The following is a 24,424-nucleotide window of genomic DNA, read 5'->3' as shown; positions in this document are numbered from 1 at the left end:
CTTTTTTCGCCGACACCCCCCGATCGTGCTATGGTGGAGTGGCAAAAAGCCGTTCAATTGGATGGTCTCTTTCGAAAAGGAGACACATCCATGCTTTCGGTAATCGACCATTCCAACCGCGCGCACGAGCATCAATTGCTCCGCGCGATGTTCGAGGCGCGTAAGCGCGTCTTCATCGATCTTCTGAAATGGGACCTGCCGGTGCTCGCCGACCGGTTCGAGATCGATCATTTCGACGATCCCCATGCGACCTATCTGATCGTCGGCGATCAGGAGGGCGGGCATCTCGCCTCGGCGCGCCTCCTTCCCACCACGCGCCCGGCTCTTCTCGATGGTCTCTTCCCCGGCCTCGTCGACGGCATCCCGCCGTCCGGCCCCGACATCTTCGAGATCACGCGCTTCTGCCTGTCGCCGGGGATCGGTGCGCGCCAGCGCCGCACCGCGCGCGACACGCTTCTTGTCGGGCTGGTAGACTATGCGCTCGCCAACGGCATCCGCTCCTACACCGGCGTCGCAGAGCTCGACTGGTTCGCTCAGATCCGGACCTTTGGCTGGGACTGCAAGGCGCTCGGCGAAGCCGGCATTTACGACGGCCGCGCGCTGACCTCGCTGCGGATCGAGATCGACGCCGACACCCCCGCAAGGCTCAAGTCGGCGGGGATTGTTTCGGGCAGCGCTGCGACGCCGGTCGCGGCCAATGCAGCGTGAAAGGAGCGGGACCATGATTACCGATATCGCTCCAGTCGATAGCCACCAGCCGCCCTCTGCTTCGATGCGGGCGCTCAAGGAAAACGGCTACGCGATCGTTCGCGAAGCCGTTCCCGCCGAGCTGATCGCGGCGATCGATCGCGACCTCGATCCGCGATACGCCGCGACGCCCTTTTGCGAGGGCGGCTTCTATGGGACACGCACCAAGCGCTTCGGCCGCCTGCTCATCCGCTCGCCGCATGTTGGCGCATTGGTCATGAACCCGGCGATCCTCGCCCTCGCCGAGGCCGCGCTCGGCGACTGGTGTGAGCGCATCCAGCTCAATCTCGCCCAAGCGATTGAGCTGCATCCGGGAGCGCTTCCGCAATTCCCGCACCGCGATCAAGATATGTGGCAGGGCACACTCGGTGAGGTCGAATATCTCGTGAATGTGATGTGGCCGCTGACGCCCTTCACCACCGAGAATGGCGCCACGATCATCTGGCCGAAAAGCCATGGGCTCGAGGCGCTCATCGAGGAACCGGCGGAGGAGCCGATCATTGCCGAGACCATGCCGGGCGATGCCATCGTCTTCCTGGGTTCGACGCTCCACGGAGCCGGCGGCAATTGCAGCGCGTCGGTGCGGCGCGGGATCATCATCAGCTACTGCCTTGGCTGGCTGAAACCATATGAGAACCAGTGGCTCGCCTATCCACCCGACGTCGCGAAGGACTTTCCGCCGGAGCTGGCGGCCTTGACCGGCTATGTACAGCATCGCCCAAACCTCGGCAACTTCGAGGGCCAGTGTCCCTCGATCCTGTTCCGCGGCTATCCCCCCGACCCGATCGCAGCCGTTGATGCGCTCCGGCCCGACCAGCAGGCGCTTCTTGCCGACTATATCGGCGACCAAAGATCGGCGGGCGGAGACGGGACGCTCGCGGCATGAGCCCGGGCACCACGATGGAGCGGGTCTATCTGGACCTCAAGGCGCGTATCCTGTCGGGCACCTATCCGCCCGGTACGCGCCTCGAGGCGGCGCAGCTCGCAAAGTCGCTGGCGGCCAGCGCTACCCCCGTTCGCGATGCCCTGTATCGCCTGTCGGGCGAGCGGATCATCGAGAGCTGGCATCAGGAGGGGTTTCGGCAGCCCCTTCTTAATGAGGCGGATTTGGTCGAACTCTATTGGTGGACCGGCGCCCTTCTCTCGCTGGCGTTGAAGGGGAGGACGCCGAGGCCCGATTTGCCAGGCGGACTGATCTCGCTCGCGAATCACCAGGCCTATCCTGAGGGGCTCAATGGCCTCTTCCGGACCATCGCAATCGGCAGCAGCAACGGCGAACTTCGCGCTACCATCATCAATTGTGTCGAGCGAAGCATGACAATCCGCACATTGGAGGTTCGTGTCGATGGGTCTGTGGGCGACGCGCTCACGGCGATGGCGGACGATTACCGGTTCGGTCGATGGAGCGCTTTACGCAGTAAAATCACGCGCTTCCATCGCCGCCGCGCGTCATATGCCGGCCGCGTCGCGGCCGAAATCCGGCGCCGGTCCGAGCCGCTGGATAATATTCGGAGAATATGAGTCGTATTAAATTCCTATACGGCGCGGCCTCCCTAGCTTCGAGAGGGCCGCAATTCCGCGGCAATCATGGAAGGAAGCGATCATGGACCGCGAACTCAATGAGTTGATCGAACTCGGCAGCGTTACCGGCGACACCGCGGGCAGCGAAGACGTCGGCATCGAAACGAACGGCAAGTTCAAGCCGCTCGGACTCAGCCAGGACTGACCAGCGCTCCGGGGACCGGCCCGAGGCCGGCCCCCGGTCGTTTCCTTGTGTCTGAGAAGGGAAGCAACATGGAACGCGATAACGACACGCTCGTCGAACTCGGCTCGGTCTCCGGTGACACCGCCGGCGACTGGGGCCTGTATGTCGAAGCCGGCGGCCGTATGCCGACGCCCGGTCTCGTCCAGGACTGACTGGTGTATCCGGGAGCCGTCCAGCATCGAGCGGCTCCCGGGTCTCGCGCGGCGCCATGACGACCGGCTGGAAACTGGCAACCGGAACGGGCTATTGCGAAGTCGACGGAGATCTCGTCTTCCTCGACCTTGTCCGGGACAAATATTTCGCGCTGCGCGGGCAAGACCGCGCGGCCTTCGAGCGGCTTCGGGCAGGCGAGCCGAACGACAGCGAGGCGATGGGGCGTCTTGTGGCGACAGGATTCCTCGCACGGTCGAGCGAGCCGACGAAGCTCGATCCGGCCTCGCCTCACATTCCGGCCAACGATTTGTCGGCGGTCGCCGACGGACCGACATCGCTCCGCATGGGTTTCGCAGCGTCCCGCGCGCTGCGCTGGGCAAGACGTTCGATGCGGCCAAACCGGATCGCGTCAACGGTGGAAGCCATGCGGAACGCAAAGCTTCGGCTCGGCGTGCCGGGCGCCGAAGCGGCGGTTCGGGGCATCGCTTCATCCTATGCAGCATCGCGCTGGATGGCGCGGACCCCGCCACGATGTTTGATCGACGCGCTAGCGCTCGACCACATCCTCCTGTCGCACGGCCTAGGCGCGCGGCTGGTTTTTGGGGTGCGTCTCAGCCCCTTTGCCGCACATTGCTGGTTACAGAGTCCCGGCGCGGTGTTGACCGGAACCTCGGCCGAGGCCCGCAACTTCACACCAATATTGGCGATCGGATGAAACGCGGCATTCTCGCACTTGTGGGAACCACGTCCGGGGGGCTGGCGCTTGCGGCAGCTGCCGAGCGCCACGCATTGCGATGCGTTCAGAATGCGGGCGCACTGACCGTCTATGCAGGCGCCGGCATTGCTGACCAAGTGATGGAAAGCGGTGCCCTATTGCTCGGGGACATTTATTCGCTTTCGGGCGCTACCTGCCACGCGCCCGGCGACGGCTGGGGAAGCTATCTGGCCTTCACCGTCGACGATGCATCGGTCGAGATCGCGCGCGCCGCGCTCACCGGCATGCCGATCTACTGGACCCGGTTTGAAGACGGCTTTCTGCTTTGGAACGATCTCGAGCTGGTCGCGCCAATGCTTGGCATCGGGTCATTCGATTGGCAGTTCATCGCCGGGACTTTGGCGTACGCCAATCTGCGGACCGAACGGACCGGGCTTGAAGGTGTGAGCGAGCTATTGCCCGGCAGCTGTGCCAAGTTTTTGGCCGAGGAGTCAGCTGTCCAGACTTTGTGGACGCCTTGGAAGGCTGTCTCGCAGCCCGATCTTCGACCAGTCGCTGAACTTGCGCTAGACCTCGAACGTCGGTTCCTTGGGTGCTTGCGAGGCTGGTGTGGGAATCGGAGCGACATCCTGCTCGAGCTGTCGGGCGGACTCGACTCTTCGATCGTCGCGGCAGGCCTGTCATCGGCGCAAGCCAATTTCTCTGCCGTCACTTTCGTTTCGTCCGGTGCCGACGGCGACGAGCGTCCCTACGCGCGCGCCGTCGCGGCGCATTGCGGTGCTGAGCTTCTCGAAATGCCCCACGCGGATACCGGCATCGATCTGGTATCGCTACCGCCTGTCCTTCACGCGCGGCCCTCCGCCTATGGCGTGCTCGGCGGGATCGACGATGCCTTCGAATCGGCGTTCCCCGTTTCCGATGCCGCGATCTTCGGGGGCATCGGTGGGGACAATATCTTCGATTTCGACACGAGCGTCGCGCCGATCCTCGACGCCTTTCGTCATTTCGGGCCGCGGCGCCCTGCATTCGAGACGATGCGCGACGTCGCGCGCGCGGGCGATGCAACGGTCTGGCAGGCCGCTCGCTTGGCGTATCGGGCGGTGCGGGACGGCCCGAGCGGCTGGCGCCGTGAGACCGGCTTCTGCGTCGCGGACCAGGTGCCGGCCTCGCCGCCGGCTCATCCCTGGGATGCGGGCGAGGAGGATGCGCCGCGCGGCAAGCGCAACCATGTGCGCGCGCTTCGGCGCATCCTCGACTTCGTCGACCGGCCGCGCCGCTGGCGGGACCGCGATGTCGTAGCGCCGCTGCTTTCACAGCCGGTGGTAGAATTTTGCCTTACTGTTCCGAGCTGGGCGTGGGTGAGGGGCGGTCGCGACCGCGCGGTTGCCCGCGCCGCATTCGCGTCGCGACTTCCGCCGGAGGTCGTTTGGAGGCGCGGCAAAGGGCGGCTCGATTCCCTCTGTACCGCAAGCTATCTTCGCCAGCGCGGTGCGCTCGCCGACCTCCTGCTCGGCGGGCGGCTGGCGGAACGCGGGCTGCTGGACAAGCCTGCGATCGAGACCTACCTCGCGCACGATCTCGTCGAGGGCGACTTCGCCTATTTCCGGCTGCTCGAAATCGCCGATGTCGAACGTTGGGTGCGGTCGGTAGAAGCCTCGCCCTTGATGGGGCCGAGCAGCCGCCAGCGACGATACTGATCGGCCTTCGCTGGATCGGGGTCGATCTCGCCTTTGAGCCAGAAGCGGAACCAGTCGAGATTGCGCTCATAGGCCGCGAGCTTCTGGCGGGGTTCGACCTTCAGATGCGGGGCGAGGGGGAAGAGGTGGGTCTCGCCGAGACCGTTGGTAGCAAGCTTGCTCATCAGTTCGGCCGACTGGCGCGCTTCGCTCTCGGGAAGTTGCAGCAGCATCGGCGCCGTGATCATATCAATATTGAGCGCGGCCGAAAGCGCCTGCCACTCGGCAGGTTCGGTATCCGGCGGGCCGAGCTTCCAGTTCTGCCGGATATTGCGGGCGAATGTCTCGCGGCCCGGGCGAGCATTGTACCAGTAATACGTGGGTTCGATCTGGACCGAGGCGATCGAAACCGCCTTGAGAAGATCGCTGTGCATGGCAGTCCATACCGCAACCTCGCTTCCGAAGCTGAGACCGCCCATGCCGACGCGGCTGCGATCTATCGTTCCGCGCCGGTCGAGGGTGTCGATCGCGGCCCGCACGGCTTCCATGCCGATCTGGTAGCGATCCTGCGCGATCTCGCCGCCTGGGAGGACGTCGATGCAGAGCGATGCGATGCCGCCCGCGGCAAGCGCGCGCAGAGGCCATTCGTCGCCTGTTCCGCCGCGCAGATATCCATTGCAGCGATAGTAGGTGACGAAGAGCGGCAGCCGCCCGGGGATCTTCGGGCGGATGAGTATGCCCGACGCACGGCTGCCGCTCACCTGCCACGCGATCGTTTCGACAAGGAGCCCGTCGCGGCCAGGAAATGAATTTGGGGAATCGATGATCTTCTTGCGGCCAGAGGCCTCGATCCGGACGAGGCGGGGTGAGACCGACGCGGCCGCCTCGACGCAAAAGATTGCTTTTTCGCCTGCAGCGCAGGGCTTGCTGTCGCTCCGCCCACTCGAGAGCTGTCCTGCCGAGACCGCGATCATCTTGAACTTCGCCGACGCGGGCGTCCACACATGCAGGGTCGTTTGGCCCGATTGGGCGCGGAGTGCGATCAGGACGCGGCCGTCGGCAAGCCCGCTCCGCCATGCGATACGCTCCGCATCGTTCGGGCAGCCGCTCGCCGCGACGCAGACGCCGCGCTGCCGAAGAATGCCGCGGAGGCTTTCGGGGATGTCCGGCCCGGGCGCCGGCTTGAGCAGGGCGCGTTCAGCGTCGTTCGCCGGGCGCTCGCTGGTGCCGGATGCGTCTCGGGCAACGACAGCGCGCGGTGTATCTTCGAGCAGCGGCACGCGGTCGAACCAGTCACCAGAGAAGCGCTGCGTCGAAGGACGTCCATTGATTGAGGCGCCGCGATAGAGGGGTTGGGCAAGATCGACGCGCGCGTCGAACAAGATACCGGTGTCGCGCTCGGCCTCCTCTGCCCGCGCGATCGCATCGCGCGGAGGTCCTTCGCGCGAGATGACGGTACCGTCAGCGGCGATGGCAAAGGCCTCGATTTCGCCTTCGCTTGGCCCGATCTCGTGGAATCCCGACCCGTCGATGGGACTCACCCACAGGCCGATTCGTCCGTCGACAAGGGCACGGACAACGACTGCCTTGCCGTCGGGCATCCATGTGGCTTCGCCGGGCAGGACGCTCCCGGCGTCGTTCCACATCGCGGTGCCGAGTCGTCCGAGCGCGCGGGGAGGGGCGGTGGCGTCCGTGGGCGCTAGATACCAGTCGATATCGATCCGGTTGGTGACGGTGGATGGGCGCTCGACCCGATAGGCGATCCAATTTCCGTCAGGAGAGACCGCGAGCCCCGACAGGTCGGCAATCTCGGCGATTTCGCGCGGGGTCGTCTGGCTGGCCGCGGGCGATGCCGCGGCCAGGAGACAGCCGAGGATCGCGGCTTTGCTCACCATCGGATGGTGGCCTGGAGCGACATCATGCGGCCGAGCGGGCTCGCCTTCTCGGGGTCGTAGCCGAGCGCGGACGACACGCTGCGGTTGTTCACATAGGGCGGATCCTTGTCGAACAGGTTGGTGATTCCAAGGCTGAGCCGCAGGCCCCGCCCTTCCACGCCATCGCCGCCCCCGATGCGCTGCGAGATGCTGAGGTCGAACGTGGTCCAAGAACCGACCCGCTCCATCGGCGTCACGACCTGGTTGAGATAGCCGTCGATGTAGTTGACGAAGGCATTGGCCGAGAAGCCGCCCGTCGCCCAACCGAAGCGACCGCGAAGGCGCCATTTGACCGGCTTGGCATAGGTGCCGACGACATCGACCTGCGGCCCGCCCGGAGTCAGTTGCTGTTTTATCGAGAAGATATGCGTGCCCGCGATGCCGAGGTCGAGCGTTCCGCCCGCGAATGCGGGGGAATAGCCGACATCGAAATCGATCCCGCGCTGGCGTTCGGCGGCGAGGTTGCGGATGCGACCGTCCAGGATCGCGGCGACCTGGCCCGGCGCGATGTTTGCTGCGTTCACGAAGCTGGGACGTGCGAAATATCCCTCTACCAGTGCCAGCGACGGATTGTCGGTGATCAGCCCGCCGAAGCGCGCCCGGTCGACAAGAAAGCGGGTGTAATCCTCGCTCGCCGTCCCGATGCGGTCGCGATAGTCGACGTCATAATAGGTGACCGACGCCTTGAAACCGGCAAGCGACGAGGGGGCGACGTCGATGCCCGCGGTCCAGGTCGTCGCTCTTTCGGGACCTACGTCCGGTGCATAGCCGAACAGGCCGAGTATGTTGGTCGTGCCCGTCGGCGAAGCGGGGTCGGGGACCGCTTCGGTCTGAAACAGCGAAATCGCCTCGCCGATGAGCTCGTCGAAGGCGGGCGCGCGGAAGGATTTTCCGTAGGACCCGCGCAGCGCAATGCCCTGGAACGGTTCCCATCGGACGCCGACCTTGGGATTTTCGCTTCGGCCGACGTCGCTGTATTTCTCGGCGCGCCCGGCCAACGAAATGTCGAGCCTGCGGAAACCCGGCATCCCGTTATCCGGCCCGAAGACCGGCACGAGCAGTTCAGCATAGGCTGCGCGAACCTTCCGCACGCTCGGAATGATGTCGAATGGGTCGGTGAAGGGCGTCGCGAGGCTGAATCCGTTGACGGTGTAATAGTCGAAATTCTCGCGGCGATACTCCGCGCCGATCGCGAGCCGGACCTCGCCGCCGGGCAGGCGGAAGAGCGGGCCGTCACCGCGGAGCGCCGCCGACCAGCTTTCGAAATCATTGACCGACTGGAATGTGCCGCGAATGCTGTCGATGGTGACCGGATTGTTTGCGGTGCCGTTTCCGAAGACGTTGAATGCGGTTGCTCGGTTGGTGTCGGCAAGCGCCGCAGCAAGGCGCGGGCGATTGACGAGATTGGCCTTGTTCGCGATGCCGCGCTGATGGCCATAGGCGCCGCCGACCTGCACGCGCCAGCGGCCAATTTCCTGGTCGAAGCCCGCTGAGGCGGTGAGGCCGCGCGCCCGGCCGCTGTCGATCTGCGGTCCCAAGTCGTTCACGAAGCGATAGGCGACGCTGACCGGCTGGTTCGTGCCGATCGGATCAACGTAGAAAGGATTGGTAACCGGCACCCGCGCGGCCTGGATGAAGTCTCCGGTACTGACGCGGCTGTAGCGGCGCTGCGCCGCGAGCGCGCTTGCGCGAAAGGTCAACGTGTCGGTAAGGTCGAATTCGGCAGCGGCATAAAGGCTGTGAATGCGCGTTCTCGGCAAAATGTCGCTGTTCACGCGACCGTCGTAGCGGTTCTGGACACCTGGAATCAGCTGAGCGGCAGTCAATGCGCGGCCGTCTTGTCCGGCCGGGATGCCAAACCGCTGTCCATTCGCGGCCGTAATCGTCCCGGGCACCGCGAAGTTGGTCCGATAGTCGGGGCCTCCGAAGGCCCGCAGATCCTCGCGCGCGAAATCGCGGGAGGCGCCCGCGAGCGCACCGCGCTGCGAGTATTGGTAAGCAAGCACCAGCCGTGCGCCGCCGAAGTCACGACCAAAGATTTGGCCGAACTGCAACTCGGTCGTATCGCCATCGGCGGTGCCCGCGCGCAGCATTGTCTCGGCTCCCTCGAAGCGACTCCGCATCCGCACGTTCACCACCCCGGCGACCGCGTCGGCGCCGTAGATCGCCGATGCGCCGTCGATCAGCACTTCGATCCGTTCGACCGCGCCTACCGGGATGAGCGAGATGTCGGCGAAGACGCCGCCGATCCCGCCAAGCGCTGGGCGCGCATTGTCGATGAGGACGAGGGTCGACGAGGTCCCGAGGCCGCGCAGGTTGATGCTCGAGCCGAAAGTCGAATCCGAACCCCCGCCGTTCCGGGTCGTGGTCGTCGAGACTGCCTCGTTGGGGCCGCCGCCAAATGCCTGTGGCAGTGATTGGAGCATCTGCTGAACAGTGCCATAGCCGCTCTTTTCGATGGCTTCGCGGTCGATGGTGACGACCGGAGAACCGGTCGGTCCTGCACCGCGAATGCGCGAGCCTGTAACGATGATCGCTTCGCCGTTCGTCTCAGTCGATCCAGTCTCCCCGGCATCGACGTTTCCCGAGCGAAGGACCCATGCGCCTTCGACGAGTTCGATCGTCAGGCCCGTGCCGGTGAGGAGTCGGGAAAGGGCGGCGTCGGGAGAGAGTCGCCCGCGGACACGGTTGCTGCGTCGGCCTTCGAGCAGGCTCGAAGCCGCGATGACCTCGCGGCCGGAAATGTCCGAATATTTGCGAAGTGCGTCGCTAAGGCGCTGACCCTCGATATTGTAGGTCTGCTCGCCCGTCTGCGCACACGCGCTGGGTGCATAGAGTGCGGTCGCCGAGACGCCCGAAGCCAGAACGGCCGCGAAAAATTTCATCGTCATTCATCCCTCCCGTGCGGCCGATTTTGGCCGTCTGAAGGGAAAAAATGACGGGGGCTCCGAACACCCTATGGGTTTTTCTTGGGTGTCCTACTCGGATTTCGCGCCGAGAATCGGTCCGTTCGCACCGAACTCGACCTTGAGATCGAGCGCGGCGCCGAGCTTCAGCGCAAGTTTCCGGGCATCGGTCATGTCGAAGCGTCCCGTCACCTGCAGCGATGCCAGCGCCGGATCGGCCAAGCTGATCTTGACGCCATTCTCGCGGCCAGCGCGGTCGAGGATCGCGCCAAGCGGGAGATTGTCGGCCCACAGTGATTTGGCCGGGGCGTTCGCCTCCTCGCTCTTGATCGTCTGGGGGCCGGTCGACCTGACCTCGGCGCGTTCGCCGGGGCGGAGGCGAAGTGCCTTTCCGCCTTCGAGGCGCCGCACTTCGACCGAGCCTTCGACCAGCGCGATGCGCGGAACATCCGCGCGGAGATCGACCTCGAAGATGGTGCCGAGCGCGCGCGTGACCGAATCTCCGGCCTCGACGAGAAAGGGACGCGACGCGTCGTGTGCGACCTCGAACCTGGCTCGGCCGTCATACAGAATGACGCGGCGTTCGCCGTCCGAGAAGCGCGTCTCGATGCGGGCGCCGTCCATCAGCGTCACGCGCGTCCCGTCGGCGAGCTGGCTCTCGCCTTGCGCCGAATTGGTGGCGATGATCGGCTGATCGCTGTCGCGGCCGACCAGATACCAGGCGAACCCGACCGCGATCACCGCAGCGAGAATTGTGGCAAAAGCCCATCGCCGCCCGCCGGGTTCACGCTCCCGGGCATCGGCCCGAACATCGGCCTCGATCCGGGACGGCGACATCGCCGCAGACCAGTTCCAATTGTCGCGCGCTTCGTCATAGGCCTTGGCGTTGTCCGGCTTGGCCAGCCATTCGTCGAACGCCGCCCGGTGCTGGTCGGCATCGGGGCCCATCATCTTGTCGAGCCAGGCGGTGGCTTCGCTTTCGGCGCGGCTCACTGCTTACCCCGCGCGCGCTTGATGGCGGCAAGGGCTTTGGTCATGTGGCTTTCGACCGTCTTCACGCTGATTCCCTTGATTCGAGCGATCTCGGGATAGCGTAGTCCTTCGAAGCGATGCATCAGGAAAATCTCGCGCGTGAGCGGAGATAGCCTCGAAATGGCTCTTTCTGCCCGGCGAAGGACGTCGCGCGCTTCGAGCGCGGCGTGCGGGTCGCTCGCTCCCTCATGCTCGTCACTGAAACTGTCGTGCTGCGACCGGTGACGGCGCCCGTCGGCGCGACCATATTCGGCGAGGAGCATCCGGGCGCTCTTCACGAGATAGGCTCCGGGGCCTTCGACCAGCGCAGCGAGGCCGCCGCGCGCGCTCGCAAAGCGGCTGAAGACTTCCTGCACAAGGTCGCCGACATCTTGGGTCGGCGCGCGGCTCTTGAAGAAGCGGGTTATTTGGGGGCGGTGTTCGGAGTAGATCGCCTCGATGCGCGCCGATCGGCCGAAGCGCTCCCAATCCTCTGGCGGCAAGGGGTCGCCGCCGGCAATACCCGGTCGCTCGCTGTCCTTGTCCTCGAAGTCCATACCTGCCGCCTTCCCGTTCGGGACGAAGGCGGCAAGCCGGGCGTTGAGAACTTGCTTAGCGAACAAGCGCCGCCGCCTTTAGCCCGAGGGCTTGGACATGCGCAGCGGCCACCCGGCAGGATGGAATAGGAAAACTAAGCTAAGCAGGTTCTCACGCCTGGCACCGTGCGCCTTGCCCGATGCACCTCAAAGCATAGCTTTGCCCCTGTCGCTTGCAAGCCGGCTGTGCGGAGATAGGTCCAGATCGAGTCAAATTCCTGCGGACCGCGAGGCTATTTCGCGCCCTTTAGTTCGTCGTCGAGTGAGCATTCGGTGACCATCCCCGAAAGGTCGGGAAGGGCGGGCAGCCCCGAGGGGCCGGGTCCCGTGTCTGGCTTGAAAGCAGGCATCATGAACGACGGGAAATTGAACTCTGGAGGATTTTCGGCCGCGAGCGTCTTGCCGACCTCGGCGAACGGGTGTTTGAAAAAATGTTGGTTGAGCGCGTCGGCGATACCCTTTTCCTTTCCGGCACGCGCCAACGCAAGAACCGCATCCCCGTCCTTCCAGTCGATCGGCGCCTTGGACCGCTTGGCCTTTTCTTCCTTGAGAAGATAGAGAGCGTCGGCATCGATCGTTCCGCTCGTCCATATCTCGAAGCGATGTTCGGCTTCTCGTAGGGCGGCATGGTTCGCATAGTGCGCACGAAAGATCGGAATCTTTTTGAGCCAGATTTCGACCTCAGCGCGCGACAGTGATCCGCCGGGCTCTTTGCCTTTACATTCGATCGCTGTCACCGCGCTCGACTGCTGGGTGATGGCCTGAACGTCTATGTCCGCGGTCTGGCCGGTCGCAGGATTTCGCGCGGTAACCCCCATATCGATAGAGATAGCGCTTCGCCGGGCGAGGTAGCCGACCACTAACTCGAATAGGATGCCGCGCAGGTTGAGGCTGCGTCCCTCGATGTCGAGCAAATTGTCGAGGAGGTATGTGAGCCGCTCAGGACTGGACGATGCATATTTGGCGGCATTTTTTAGGACTTCGCATAGTGACGCAATCGCCACCCCAACCCGTTTGCCGAACAGATCTTTCGGCGTGGCGAGCATCACGCCCGCGGCATGGCCAGCCTTCATTGCTTCGCCGGTAAATTCTTCCGCGACAATGATCGACAACACCCCGATATTCTTGAGGGTCGCCTTGAGCATCCTCGCCTTGCGGATGAAGAACTGGATTTCGTCGGCGGTAAGCCGCCCCTCAGCGAACACGTCGGCGACAATGAAGCCGGGCTTGCCGCCGGGACCCTGGAGCGGAAGCAGGTAGCTCGGGCCGGCGAAATCGAAGGCGAAGGGGCCGATGGGCTGGAGTTCTTCGTCGCCGCGGATGCGGATCAGATTGTAGCTCGCAAATCCGATCTTCCTCGCCCATTCGCGCATTCCGTCGAGCAGAATCCCCTCTGTGAGGTCGCGGGCCCTTAGTCCGGCAGGCGTGCCGAAAGCCAGCGACGGCGCGAGCTCGAAACATCGGCCGTGGTCGATATTATGTATTTCCTTGATGAACCCTGCGGCGATCAGGCGTTGCGCGACCGTCTCGACCGGCAGCTGTCCGCGCTGCGGGATGACCGTCGCGCCGCTGATCGACGCGAATTGGTCGGCACGGATGAGGCCGCCGCGTGCGATCATGCCATCGACCGATGCAGCGAAGACCGAATTGGTCGCGCGCATGTCGCGAATGAAATTCTGCCAGAAGCGTTCGCTGTTCCGATCCTTGTCGAGATAGAGAAAGGCTTCGCGCTTGGGCAGCATCGGGACTGGAAAGCGGCGTATCGGTTTTGCGACCCGAGCGACGCGCTGGCGCGCTGCCTCTGGGCTCGCTCCGGCAGCGACGAGCGCCTCGACAATCAGCGACGAGCGCGATGGGCCATGCTCTGAAAGATATTGCGCGATGGTGGTCATGGTCGATGTCACACTGCTTAATTTATTAATTTAACTACCCTGTGCCTCCTCGTTTTTCAACCTTCGATATGAACTCAAATTTTTCAAATACTTAACGAGACGATTTTTGGACGTCCGCGCGGCGCGATGTCACAGAGCCATTTCGAACGACTGAAAATCGTCGCCGCACGCTGCAGCCGCAACTGCGCTGGGCCTTCGCTCGGTCAGTGATGGTAGAGCGGGAATTGCCGTGCGGTGGTCGGGCATTCGCACGGGGCGAGCACCGATATCGCTCGAGGCAAGACGCGGAAATGCGCAGGCGTCGCGGTGACGATCTCACCGTCGGTGTTCACCGGCATCGGCCGCCGCGTCTCGATATCGAACTCGACGCATTTGGCGGTGCGCACTTCCTTCCACGCGCCATGCGTGCCGGACCGGAAGGCGCGAAGCATGAGGGCGAGCTTCCAGAGGTTTTTGACCTCGAGACTATAAAGATCGAGCGTGCCGTCGTCGATCGCGGCATTCTCTTCTACGACATTACCTCCCCCGTAGAGACGCCCGTTGCCGATCGCGACCTGATAGGTGCTGACGGTCCTCGACTCGCCCTTCTCCCTGATCCTCGCCCGGAACCGCTGGGCAGCCAGGATGACCCGCAGCGCGGCGACGGCATAGCCGAGGCGGCCGAACCTTTTCTTGATCGCCGGGTCGAGCTTCCGCGCAAGTTCGCTGCTGATCCCGATGCTCGCGACATTGAAGAAGGCATGGCCATTGACCATGCCGACATCGATCCGTCGGCTGTGACTCTCGACAATGACGTCGGCCGCCGCCGCGAAGTCGAGCGGGATCGACAGGGTGCGCGCCAAGTCATTCGCGGTTCCGGCGGGAATGATTCCCAGCGGCAGGCCGCTCTCGATCACCGCGGGCGCGGCGGATGAGATCGAACCGTCGCCGCCGCACACGACAATGATATCGGCGGTCTGATGCAAGCGTGTCACGTCGCGTGCAATTTCGGGCAAGCTCTCGAACGGCTCGACCGTCACCAGAAGGCCGCCGGCAGCGAGGCGCTCGCGAACGGGAACGAGCGCCTGCTCGCCCTGCCGCGCCTTTGCATTGTGCAGCACGAGGGCGCGCGTACCTTTGGGCCACGGCATCGACACGATCCTGTTCAGCAGAGTTACGACCGTCGAGCGCGTGCCTTCAGAAGAACCACGCCCGATAGAGCAGGCCTATATATCGCCGCGACGAGGCCGGGAAGCATCCGTATCGATGCAGCTCCCTTTTCGGCTTCGTCATATCCTTGGCGCGATCGCTCGCCCTGATCGCTCTTCCATTTTCGAAGTTCGACCGGTCCCACCCAAGAGCGCTCCGCCAATCTGGTCGGCGGCGGCGCCCGCGCAAGCGAGGCGTAGCCTCACTCCTCCGCTGCGCTTCGGCCCTTCGGGTGCGCAAGCGCCTCAAGCCGCCGACCCGCCCGGCTGCACGCCCGGGATGGTCCCGGGCAAATCAGCAGGAGTATCGACATGGCGAGCATCGGCATCGTCAGCGGCAGCATCGAGAAGGGCTTTGTGGGCCAGCTCATCACGCTGTCGATCAAGGCACCGATCGAGATACGCCCCAACCGCGGCAAGGCGAGCGATGTGCAGCCCGACTATCGCGTTTGGTCCGATGGCGTCGAGATCGGAGCCGGCTGGATTCGCGTCGCCGAGCAATCGGGGCGTCCCTATGTCTCGCTCTCGCTCGCGACCCCCGAGTTCGGGCCGCGGCGCATCTACGCCAATCTCGGGCGGGCCGCGGGGCAGGATCGCGACGATGTTTTCGCGATCATCTGGACACCCGCCGACTGAGCGGCGGCCATCTTGCGGCATCCTTGCGCATCGGAACAATCTTCCGGGTGCAAGGGTGCCGCCACCTTGTTAGGGTGACCCCAATGCAGAGCAGCCTCGAACATCTTCCCCCGCACAAGCAACGCGAGATCGAGCGCGTCGTCGAGATCATCTTCGAGGAATTCGAGGATGCGCTGGCGCTCGCGACGCAGGACTGGAAGCGCAAGGGCCGGATTTCCAAGATCATCCTCTACGGCAGCTATGCACGGGGTGGGTGGGTCGACGAGCCGCACACGGCGAAGGGCTATCAGTCGGACTATGACCTGCTGATCATCGTCAACGACAAGCGGCTGACCGATCGGGCGGACTATTGGTCGAAGCTCGACGACCGGCTCATTCGTGAGCTGTCGGTAACGAAGCGGCTCCGCACGCCGGTGAATTTCATCGTTCACAGTCTCGACGAGGTGAATGCCGGACTGACGCAGGGTCGCTATTTCTTCATCGACGTCGCTCGTGACGGGATCGCGCTGTACGAGGCCGACGGGAAGGAGCTCGCAGAACCCAAGCCGATGACGCCGCATGCGGCGCTCGAGATGGCGCGCGAGTATTTTGATGAGTGGTATCCTAGCGGAGCGCAGTTTCTTCATCACTATCGAAGCGCTGTCGCTGCAGGTTGGTTGAACAATGCGGCCTTTCAGCTTCATCAGGCGACGGAACGATATTACCACTGCATCTTATTGGTATGCACTTTCCACACGCCGCACATCCATAATCTTGTTTTCCTGCGCACCCAAGCCGAGCGGATCGATGATCGATTGATCGAGGCATGGCCGCGAGAAGTTAAGGCCGACCGGTCGCGGTTCGAAAAGTTGAAGGAAGCGTACATCAAGGCGCGCTATTCGAAGCATTACGCGATCACCGCCGACGAACTGGAATGGCTCGGCGCGCGGGTTCAGCATCTCGCCGGTATCGTCGAGACTATTTGCCGTGACCGCATCGCTGAGCTTGAGACAACAGCGCGTCAGGCAGGTTGAGACCCGCTACTTTTTCCCGCGGAACCGCTCGAATTTGGCCTTTCCCTCGGCAGTCTCGACCGCGACATTGGCATTGCTGCATTCATCGCCGCGCTTGTCGCCCGCCGTGCAGCTTTGGACGACGTCGCGTGCCTCATCGAGATTGGCCTCGAAATATTGAACGCTGCGTGGCTCCGGCGGAGCACATGCTGTCAGGATCGTCAGGCTGGCGATCGCCAGCATCTTGAAAATGATCATCGTCACCTCCGACGATCAACTCTAGCGTCGGCGACCCGGTCCATGCAGTGGCGATTTGAGATTTAGAACCAAATTGAGGCTAGTTCTCCGTCCATCGGCCTATGTGAGCCAGTTTTGCGCCATTCTTAGCTCTCTCTCAAGCGTCGCATTGGGCGGCGAGGCTCAAGGGAACGATTGAGGAAATCCGTCGCAAAAGCTAGTTTGCAACGATGAGCGAACCACCAGCACCGCGCGGACAGCGCCTCGTCACACCATATGCTTTCATCGATACCGAGGCTTTTCGTGCGGCGGGTCTCGACTGGCAATCGCGAACTTGGTCCAGCCTGATCGATCTAGCGTCGAAGAGCACGCTCGAGCCGATCACGACTTCCATCACCACGCGGGAGGTTGAAGCGAGACTTTCGGAAGCGCTGGCGGAGGCGGAAGCAGCAGCGAAGAAGCACGGCGCGATTTTTGGCCAGCTTGGAGAAAGCGGTCCCTTTGGTGATACCGATCCAGCCGATCGGAAGGCACTGCTTCACGCGCGCTTTCGAGAATTCCTAGCGACAGCAAAATTTACCGAAATCCCCGTTGTTGCCGATCACAAAGCGATTTTTGACGATTATTTTGCTGGTGCTGCGCCCTTTGGGGAGGGCAAAAAAAAGAGCGAGTTTCCGGACGCCTTTGTGCTGTCGAGCCTCCTCGCCTGGATCCGGCCCGGTCGACCCAGAATATATGTGGTTGGCAAGGATCCGGACCTGGTGAAATTCTGCGAGGGACGGGACGATCTGATCCAATTGGACTCCGTTGCCCAGCTTCTCTCGCTGGCTCTGGCGTCAGCCCAGTTGGTGAAGCGTCTTGAAGCGCATGTCCGTGGAGACGCGTCCCTGCTCGAAAGGCTGAGGGCACGCCTTAACTCCTATCGTCCGCGCCGTGTCGATATCGAGGTTGAAGATGTCGAGTTCTTCGATCTTGAGATTTCGAGCGTGTTTCTCGTCGACGAATCCGAGGAGGGACAGGATTTTGTCCTTGAGGTCGAAGTCTTGGCTGAGGTCGAAGCCGACGTTCGTGAGACGGGTCATGAGTATGTCATCTCGCGGCGGGGAGAGCCTGATTTGGATATTCGGACTTACCATGCTCGTCCAACTTCCAGCGCGGCTATTTATGTTGAGGTGCTGGTGTCCGAGGACGATAGTGGCGAAGAGCCAGCCTTGGTGACGACCGATTGGGCTATCACATCGGGCGATATCGAGATCAAATTGCCATCTCAGTTCAGCAGGCGTGAAATCACCCTCGAGGCGCGGTGACGCCAAAATCCTTCGTTGACGCCACCGGAGCGTTGCCAGTTTCGACGCTTTCCAGATTTCAGATGAAATTTTTTCCATTTTTTTAATGCAAATTTTCTGCGCAGCAAATATCAAGGTTTTTCCGAATATTCACTTTTAGGGTGATTTTTGCTGGGCACAAAATATGGCCGAATTTGAAAATTCTCAGCGCGAATTGCTCGATGCGCTTTTGGAGGCGCTTTTGGCGCTGCCGCAGTCGCACGCGCAAATCGAGCGATATGAGGTCGAAATCGGGCCTCGCGGCCGCGCCGACGCCCTGATCGGCGCATATATCGGCCGCCAGCCGCTCTTATTGCTTGTCGAAATCAAGGCGCAGCTTTTTCCGCGCGATGTGCGCGAAGCAATCTGGCAGCTTCGGAATAATCAGGCCCATCTCAGCAATTCCGGTGACGACCGGGAAATCATTCCTTTTTTTGTCGCCCGTGCGATCTCGCCGGGCGCTCGAGAGATTTTTCGGGAAGAGCGCGTCGGATATTACGACCTCGGAGGCTCGCTTTATATTCCGGGGAAAAAGGCATTCATATTTCTCGATAAACCGGCTCCGAAAAAAGGGACGAAGAAATTCGATTCCATTTTTCAGGGGCAAAAGGCGCGCGCACTCCATGAAATTTATGAGAGGCGGCAGGACTGGCTGGGCGTGAAGGATCTCGCCGATGCGAGCGGCGTATCGCCCGCTACGGCTTCCGAGACCCTCACGGAACTCGAACGGCGCGAGTGGGTGGATGTGCAGGGGGCGGGTCCGTCGAAACAGCGTCGATTGCGCGCCGCACGGCCCCTTCTCGAAGCTTGGACCAGCTATGCGAGCGATCAGAAGGCGCCGACAGTGCGGCGTTACTATGTCCCGAAAGGGAGTGACGCACTGGCGCTGGCGCTGCGCCTTGATCAGGCGTGCGACGAGGCGAAAGCCGCCTATGCGGTCACCGGCGAGGTAGCCGCTCAAATCTATGCCCCCTATCTTTCTTCCATCTCGCAGCTTCGTTGCCGGATCGAGCCCGGGCAGAAGCTGATCGAGGCGCTGCTCAATCTCGACGCCCGGCCCGTGGCGGAGGGGTGGAATCTCGGTATCATCGAGGCGAAGAGCCGGCGCGATGTCGCGGTCGGCCAACGGATCGATGGCGTCTGCTATGCGCCGCCGCTGCAGGTCTATCTCGACCTGCTCCAGGCGTCCGGCCGTTCCCGTGAATTGGCGATGCACCTCCGTAGCGAATGTCTGGATAAATAATGCCCAAACCACAGACGATCAGCGGCTATGAGGACATGGTCACCGACGCGTGCGAGCGCGTACTGGTCACGCTCCTGCGCGGGCTTGGACCATGGAAGGATTCGGTCTTTCTCGTCGGCGGACTCGCGCCGCGCTATCTCGTGACCGCCAGGCCGCCGAAAGTCCCGAAACATGCGGGCACGGGTGACGTCGATATCGTCGTCGACGTCGGAATCCTCACGACGACCGAAGCCTACAGTACGCTAGAAGAAAATCTAAAGGCGATGAACTTCGAGCGCGCCGAGAATGAAAAGGGTGCGAAGCAATCCTGGCGGTGGCGCGCCGAGATCGAGGACGGCACGACGATGATCCTCGAGTTTCTGGCGGACTCGCCGGAACTTGGAGGCGGCAAGGTAAAGGAACTTCCTTCGGACGGAAATGTCTCGGCGTTGAACATCCCCCACGCTTCCATGGTGTTCGACCATCACGGGACCGTCGAAATCACGGCGGACCTGCTGAACGGTAAGGGCCGTGCCACCGAGGTCGTGCGCTACGCTGATATCGTCACCTTCACCTGTCTCAAGGCCTTTGCTTTCGATCAGAGGTTCGAGCGCAAGGATGCGCACGACCTGATCTACTGCATCGAGAATCTGGAAGGTGGCGTCGGCGCGGCGCAATCCGCATTCGCGGCTGCACTGACCGGTCCGCATGCCGAGGCGATACGCGAGGCTCTTACTCGCATGGCGGCTCGCTTCCGCGATCCCAATCCCGACGAGAGCTATTTGCGCGACGGGCCCGTCGCCGTGGCAAGTTTCGAAGACGACGAAGCCGATGTCTCGGCCGACCCCGATCTGCTGAACGCCCGGATCTTGCGGCAGCGACATGCCGCGGAAATTATGGCCGACTTCCTCAAGGCATTCGAAATCTGATGACGAAGGCTGTGATCGCAGTTTCGTTCCGGCGCATTCCAAGAGCTTGCCCGTGAACAAAGCGATCATAGTCGGCGCGAGTTCAGGGATCGGCCGAGAGCTGGCGATGCTGCTCTCGCATCATGGCTATTCGGTTGGCGTCACCAGTCGGCGCCGCGACCTGCTCGCCAATCTCGCTGGCAATTCTTCCGGTTCGATAATCTACGAGGCGTTCGACGTGGCCGACACGACCGCGATGCAACGCGGACTCGCCGCCCTGATCGAGCGGCTTGGCGGGCTCGACTTGCTGGTGATCAGTGCCGGGGTCGGCCACATAAATGCCGATCTTGTCTGGGAGGCGGAACGCGAGACCATCGCGGTGAATGTCGAAGGTTTCGCGGCCGCGGCCAATATCGGCATGCAGCACTTCATCGCCCAAGGCACGGGGCATCTGGTGGCCATTTCGTCGATCGCGGGATTGCGGGGAAGCGGCGACGCGCCTGCCTACAATGCGTCCAAGGCCTTCGTCTCCAACTATATGGAGGCGCTACGCCAGAACATGGCGCGCCGGGGCCTGCCGATTGCAACGACCGACGTGCGGCCCGGCTTCGTCGACACCGCGATGGCGAAGGGTGACGGACTCTTCTGGGTTGCTTCGCCTGAAAAGGCGGCGAAGCAGATCTACGGCGCCATCCGCGCCCGTAAGTCTCATGCCTATGTCACCAAACGCTGGTGGCTCGTCGCTGGCCTGATGAAACTTCTGCCGAACGCCATCTACGACCGACTCTAGCCGCTCGCGATCATCGCCCGTGGCAGATTTTGTATTTCTTGCCAGAACCGCAGGGACATTTTTCGTTGCGGCCGACCTTTTTCCTCGGCTCAACCTCCCTGGGGGCACCGCGACGCTGATCGAACAGCGCCTGCAAAGGGGCAGGAATCACAACCTGTCGCTGCGGGGGACCGCCTTTGCGCCGAACCTCGCGAATGATGGCCTTCTGCTCCTGGAATGCCGCGCGATGGTTCGGATCCATCGCATCCTCGAACGGCAGCAGCCGCTCGACCTCGTTCGCCGCCGCATCATGGTCGCCGCAGTACGCAAGAACCACCGCATATAGAGCGCGAGCTTCGAGAACGGGCCCCGCGAGGCCCGCGCCTTGCAAGATGGGGAAGATGTTCCGTTCGAAGGCCTCGCGGGCGCTTATGAAGTCGTTCACCCAGACCAGTTCTTCGACAAGATCGAGACCAACCCGGACGAATGACTGGTAGGATTGCGACAGTTCGTAGAATTTCATCGCATGGATGCGTGCGAGAGTAGATCGCTGGCTCTTCCGGCCCAAGGCCTGCGCGAAAAGATCGTGACTGTCTGCCAGATGTTTCAGCCGATCGGTGAGATCTTCGTCTTTGGGAAGAAGCTCCCGAAGTTCGGGGGCGTTCCGTCCTATCACATCGTCGGGCCTGATCCCGAGCTCCCGATAATATTCGCCGATGAGGGCGAGTGCCTCACTTACCGCTGTATCGTTGTCGCCGAGCTTGAAGAGGGCGAGGGCGCGATTGTAGCGAAACACGCGCAGATGTTCGGGCTGGTCGGGAAGTCGATCCGAAACTTCGTCAAGCATGGCCCGGACGCCATCAATGTCGCCAAGCTCGGACAAGAGCAACATCCGCTTCATGCCCCAGGCCATCCACTCCTCGTCGCCGAGCTCGTTCGCCCTCAGCAGCGATTCCATCTCGTCGACCCGCTCCCGGCCGGCCTCATAATCTCCCTCGCGCAGATCATTGAAGACCAGGCCGTCGAGCGCCCACAGCCTTGTCTCGGCATCTCCGTTCGGATCGGCCGCGATCGTCAGCAGATAGGGTTCGATTTCCGGCCAGACCCCGAGTTCGTGGAACAATTCGTCTGTGGCAAACTGCACCAATATTCTCGCCTGACCGAGAAGCCCGAACAGACGGATGAGCAGTCCTAACTTCGCGAGGCTCCAGTTGGTCCGGATCGAGCTTACGATGACCCGCTGCAGCGAGCCCAAGGCTTTCTGCTCGAAGTCCTGACCCTTTGCCGAGACGTCCGCTTTGCCGAGTATCCTCACCGCGTCGTGAATTTTTAGGCCGCTATTCCCGAATAATTCCAGCGCACCCGTTGCGGGAAGCGCGCGCAACCGGGCCGTGGCCGCCTTCGCGTCGATGTCGCATGCGGCTTGAAGCAAGGCACTGGCTTCGTCCCGTGAGAGCGCGACATCGGCGAGGCTCAGGACCGCGATCGTTTCTCTGTCGACCGGCGGCAAGCCTTCGAACGCGCGCCTCAGGATAATCTCTTGAGCCGTCTCGACGATATTGGTCTGCTGCTCGATATCCGTACAAAAGGCCCTAATGTCGCCGCCATATTCGCGCGCCGCGATCGTCGCCGCATTGAGTACATAAAATGGCAGGCCTCCGGTAATTCTGGATAGCCGCTCGCAATCGCCGAAATCGGCACGGCAACCAGCATCTTGAACTGCCGCCGCGATAGTGTCTTCGTCCCAGCCGTTCAGAGTCTCGGCTTGAATATCTAGTCCTGCTTCGAGTTCGGCGATGTGCCGACCCGGTTGGCTCAGCAGGACAAATCGGAGATTGGGGCCCCGTGCTACCAGCGCCTCTATATCGGCCGCGGGAATGCGGTGGCTGTTATCGATGACGACAGCCGCGTGAAGGCCGTCTTCGCCGAGCTTGATGCTCAGCGCGCTCACCATGTCCAATCCGCTCGCGCCCGGCAGAAGAATTTCGCCGAGCTTGTCGTTGGAGCGACCGAACATCTTCGCCGCCACTTCGCGCGCTACCGCTGACGCGAGCGCGGGTCCCGGCGTGTCCCCAACGTCGAGATAGGTGACCGGGAGCGCAGCATGGACCGCGGCCTCGGCCATCCAGGCGGTTTTCCCCGAGCCCGAAAGTCCCGCTATGATGCGGACGGGCTGGTCACTTAGCAGGGCGGGTTCGTCGACCTGGGCGCGGTACACCGGGGGCGGCGCCGGAAGCTGCTGCATCTGGACCACGAGCTGCTCGAACAGGTCCGGCAATTCCTCGCGGGAAAAACTGTGATCCTCGCGCGGAGGCGTGCCAGCGGATGCGAGCATGACCATGGCGGCCAGCTTCCAGGTCAGCGTCTCCGGCCTGAGCAACCCGAATGGCAGCTGCGCCGCGAGATCCGAGCAATATGCAGCCATACCGGCAACATTGTCGGCAGGTCGAGGCAGGCAATTGTCGGAGGGCTCAGGACCGCCTGGCCAATGCAGCTCGACATCGTCAGGCCAGTCATCCGCGGCAATCTTCTTGAGCAGGGCTGGCGACGGAGGCGCATTCGTCGCGATCACGAATCTCGCGTCGCCAGCTCGCAGGCCGTTCTGATGATCCGCACGTATGTCCTCGAAACGCTCTAGTGCTCCTGAAATATCACTGGGATTGAGGACGTCCTGCCGCGTTTTGACCTGCGCATAGATACGGGCGTCCGGAAGCTGGACTTCAATGTCCTCGTCCCGCTCGACGATGATATGTTCGGCTCCCGCCTTTCCCGCGAGGAGAAGGCACGCTGCCGCGAAAAGATGCTGGTAGAGGAAACCCCTGTGTACGGCCTCGATCCGGATGAGTTGGCGCTCGTCGAGAACGAGGAGTTCGTCGACCGGCGGCTGTGGGCGTTCTGCCTCATCCTCCGCGCGGTGATCGGCCGCATTATGACCGGAATTGTCTCCGGGATCTTCTGACGCGGTCATCGTGTCGTGAAGGCTGCGACGACCTTGTTCGTCCCGTCCATGAGCAGGCCGCACTGAATGTCGGCGACCAGGACCGTCGAATTCACCGTGATATCGGTCGGATTGCTGATCGTCGTCTTGCCATAGGGGTAGGTGGCGCGAACGACATTCGGGAGCTTCGGCACGACAACAAAGGCAATCTTGGCTTGGGGTTTGAAGGCTTGCGCTTCGGCGACGCTCATGGGGATGGTCCCGATGACCCCACCCTTGTTGGCGATGAAAAGCTCTTCGCCATAGCGCGCCGGTTCACCCTCGAAGATCGCGTTCTCGGTCCGGGTAATCTTGCTGATGGTGGCCTTCGCCCCGAAGCCATTCTGCGCGGAATAGGTGCCGGTCGTGACCTCGCTGCTCGAAATCGTCACGTCGAGGTTGCTGAGGGTGCTGGCCTTCGGACTTTCGACTTTTGCATAATAGAAGGTGTCCCAAGCGCTGAAGTTCGTATTGTCGAACAGGTAGGACTTCACCTCGAAGGCTCCGAGATCGGCATTATAGGCCAGATATTCCGCGCCTTCGATCTTCTTCGAGATGATGAGGGGGCCGGAGCCGCCCGCTGCTGCGAGCCGGGCGCGGTATGCATCGCTGGTCTCGAATTCGTCCTTCGGCGCGACGGGCTTGATGGACGCGATAGCCTGGTCGAAGGTCTGGGGCTGCACCATGGTGCCCGTATAGGCTGCACAGCCCGATTGCGCCTGCGCCAGTCCCGGCGCGCAGATCAGCGCCGCAGCCAGAATGATTTTCCTCATTGG

Annotated in this window: 22 protein-coding genes; 13 read left to right on the top strand and 9 right to left on the bottom strand. The window is 62.6% G+C overall.

Annotated elements, in window-relative coordinates; all coding sequences use genetic code 11:
* Positions 1-90: 90 nt before the first annotated feature.
* The 7 genes from ACOTSS_RS15640 to ACOTSS_RS15610 all read left to right on the top strand — a co-directional run bounded on the left by ACOTSS_RS15640 (position 91) and on the right by ACOTSS_RS15610 (position 5,077).
* Complete coding sequence (locus ACOTSS_RS15640; protein ID WP_052181957.1) at positions 91-708, top strand: acyl-homoserine-lactone synthase; 618 nt, start codon at positions 91-93, stop codon at positions 706-708.
* A 13-nt stretch (positions 709-721) separates the two neighbouring features.
* Entirely contained in the window at positions 722-1,633 is a 912-nt protein-coding gene (locus tag ACOTSS_RS15635; RefSeq protein ID WP_037553312.1) for a phytanoyl-CoA dioxygenase family protein, read from the top strand.
* Positions 1,630-2,268, top strand: coding sequence for a GntR family transcriptional regulator (locus ACOTSS_RS15630; protein WP_052181958.1), 639 nt, complete (start codon positions 1,630-1,632; stop codon positions 2,266-2,268). Before ACOTSS_RS15635 ends, ACOTSS_RS15630 begins: the two co-directional genes overlap by 4 nt.
* An 82-nt stretch (positions 2,269-2,350) precedes the next feature.
* Positions 2,351-2,473 carry a hypothetical protein gene (locus ACOTSS_RS15625; RefSeq protein WP_255265930.1) on the top strand — a complete coding sequence of 41 codons (123 nt, stop codon included), beginning with the start codon at positions 2,351-2,353 and terminating at the stop codon, positions 2,471-2,473.
* Positions 2,474-2,541: 68 nt separating this feature from the next.
* Positions 2,542-2,664: a hypothetical protein gene (locus tag ACOTSS_RS15620; RefSeq protein ID WP_255265931.1), complete on the top strand. Its 123-nt coding sequence runs from the start codon at positions 2,542-2,544 to the stop codon at positions 2,662-2,664.
* 56 nt (positions 2,665-2,720) lie between these two features.
* Positions 2,721-3,380 carry a lasso peptide biosynthesis B2 protein gene (locus ACOTSS_RS15615; RefSeq protein WP_037553313.1) on the top strand — a complete coding sequence of 220 codons (660 nt, stop codon included), beginning with the start codon at positions 2,721-2,723 and terminating at the stop codon, positions 3,378-3,380.
* Positions 3,377-5,077 (top strand): asparagine synthase-related protein, encoded by a 1,701-nt coding sequence (locus tag ACOTSS_RS15610; RefSeq protein ID WP_039579005.1) that lies wholly within the window; start codon positions 3,377-3,379, stop codon positions 5,075-5,077. Before ACOTSS_RS15615 ends, ACOTSS_RS15610 begins: the two co-directional genes overlap by 4 nt.
* On the opposite strand, the gene ACOTSS_RS15605 is transcribed toward ACOTSS_RS15610, so the two are convergent.
* The 6 genes from ACOTSS_RS15605 to ACOTSS_RS15580 form a co-directional block, all read right to left on the bottom strand.
* Positions 4,978-6,951 (bottom strand): Atxe2 family lasso peptide isopeptidase, encoded by a 1,974-nt coding sequence (locus tag ACOTSS_RS15605; protein WP_037553315.1) that lies wholly within the window; start codon positions 6,949-6,951, stop codon positions 4,978-4,980. The two genes, ACOTSS_RS15610 and ACOTSS_RS15605, sit on opposite strands and share 100 nt — an antisense overlap.
* Positions 6,945-9,881, bottom strand: a complete 2,937-nt coding sequence (locus ACOTSS_RS15600; RefSeq protein ID WP_052181959.1) for a TonB-dependent receptor — start codon at positions 9,879-9,881, stop codon at positions 6,945-6,947. Before ACOTSS_RS15600 ends, ACOTSS_RS15605 begins: the two co-directional genes overlap by 7 nt.
* Positions 9,882-9,968: 87 nt before the next feature.
* Complete coding sequence (locus ACOTSS_RS15595; RefSeq protein ID WP_052181960.1) at positions 9,969-10,889, bottom strand: FecR family protein; 921 nt, start codon at positions 10,887-10,889, stop codon at positions 9,969-9,971.
* Positions 10,886-11,464 carry an RNA polymerase sigma factor gene (locus ACOTSS_RS15590; protein ID WP_052181961.1) on the bottom strand — a complete coding sequence of 193 codons (579 nt, stop codon included), beginning with the start codon at positions 11,462-11,464 and terminating at the stop codon, positions 10,886-10,888. The genes ACOTSS_RS15595 and ACOTSS_RS15590 overlap by 4 nt, the downstream gene beginning before the upstream one ends.
* A 272-nt stretch (positions 11,465-11,736) precedes the next feature.
* Positions 11,737-13,395, bottom strand: coding sequence for a hypothetical protein (locus ACOTSS_RS15585; protein ID WP_037553316.1), 1,659 nt, complete (start codon positions 13,393-13,395; stop codon positions 11,737-11,739).
* Between the two features lie 203 nt (positions 13,396-13,598).
* On the bottom strand, positions 13,599-14,525 hold the full coding sequence (locus ACOTSS_RS15580) for a lipid kinase (protein ID WP_448688978.1): 927 nt from the start codon (positions 14,523-14,525) through the stop codon (positions 13,599-13,601).
* A 369-nt stretch (positions 14,526-14,894) separates the two neighbouring features.
* Between ACOTSS_RS15580 and ACOTSS_RS15575 the strand changes: the two genes are divergently transcribed.
* Positions 14,895-15,218 (top strand): DUF736 domain-containing protein, encoded by a 324-nt coding sequence (locus ACOTSS_RS15575; RefSeq protein ID WP_037553318.1) that lies wholly within the window; start codon positions 14,895-14,897, stop codon positions 15,216-15,218.
* Between the two features lie 83 nt (positions 15,219-15,301).
* Positions 15,302-16,231 (top strand): HEPN domain-containing protein, encoded by a 930-nt coding sequence (locus ACOTSS_RS15570; protein ID WP_037553319.1) that lies wholly within the window; start codon positions 15,302-15,304, stop codon positions 16,229-16,231.
* Between the two features lie 6 nt (positions 16,232-16,237).
* Here ACOTSS_RS15570 and ACOTSS_RS15565 read toward each other — a convergent pair whose 3' ends face one another.
* Positions 16,238-16,453 (bottom strand): EexN family lipoprotein, encoded by a 216-nt coding sequence (locus ACOTSS_RS15565; RefSeq protein WP_448688977.1) that lies wholly within the window; start codon positions 16,451-16,453, stop codon positions 16,238-16,240.
* Positions 16,454-16,677: 224 nt separating this feature from the next.
* On the opposite strand from ACOTSS_RS15565, the gene ACOTSS_RS15560 reads away from it, so the two are divergent.
* The 4 genes from ACOTSS_RS15560 (at position 16,678) to ACOTSS_RS15545 (ending at position 20,692) form a co-directional block, all read left to right on the top strand.
* On the top strand, positions 16,678-17,754 hold the full coding sequence (locus ACOTSS_RS15560) for a PIN domain-containing protein (protein ID WP_037553323.1): 1,077 nt from the start codon (positions 16,678-16,680) through the stop codon (positions 17,752-17,754).
* Between the two features lie 163 nt (positions 17,755-17,917).
* Positions 17,918-19,015 (top strand): MarR family transcriptional regulator, encoded by a 1,098-nt coding sequence (locus tag ACOTSS_RS15555; protein ID WP_037553325.1) that lies wholly within the window; start codon positions 17,918-17,920, stop codon positions 19,013-19,015.
* Entirely contained in the window at positions 19,015-19,923 is a 909-nt protein-coding gene (locus ACOTSS_RS15550) for a hypothetical protein (protein ID WP_037553327.1), read from the top strand. Before ACOTSS_RS15555 ends, ACOTSS_RS15550 begins: the two co-directional genes overlap by 1 nt.
* 52 nt (positions 19,924-19,975) lie before the next feature.
* Positions 19,976-20,692, top strand: coding sequence for an SDR family NAD(P)-dependent oxidoreductase (locus ACOTSS_RS15545; RefSeq protein ID WP_037553328.1), 717 nt, complete (start codon positions 19,976-19,978; stop codon positions 20,690-20,692).
* A 10-nt stretch (positions 20,693-20,702) separates the two neighbouring features.
* Here ACOTSS_RS15545 and ACOTSS_RS15540 read toward each other — a convergent pair whose 3' ends face one another.
* Positions 20,703-23,639 carry a YecA/YgfB family protein gene (locus ACOTSS_RS15540; RefSeq protein ID WP_197411522.1) on the bottom strand — a complete coding sequence of 979 codons (2,937 nt, stop codon included), beginning with the start codon at positions 23,637-23,639 and terminating at the stop codon, positions 20,703-20,705.
* Positions 23,636-24,421: a hypothetical protein gene (locus ACOTSS_RS15535; RefSeq protein ID WP_037553329.1), complete on the bottom strand. Its 786-nt coding sequence runs from the start codon at positions 24,419-24,421 to the stop codon at positions 23,636-23,638. Before ACOTSS_RS15535 ends, ACOTSS_RS15540 begins: the two co-directional genes overlap by 4 nt.
* Between the last annotated feature and the right edge of the window lie 3 nt (positions 24,422-24,424).

The organism is Sphingopyxis sp. NJF-3, from assembly GCF_053514865.1.
Note: the sequence above shows the minus strand (reverse complement) of the source record. Positions and strands in the feature narration are given on the sequence as shown.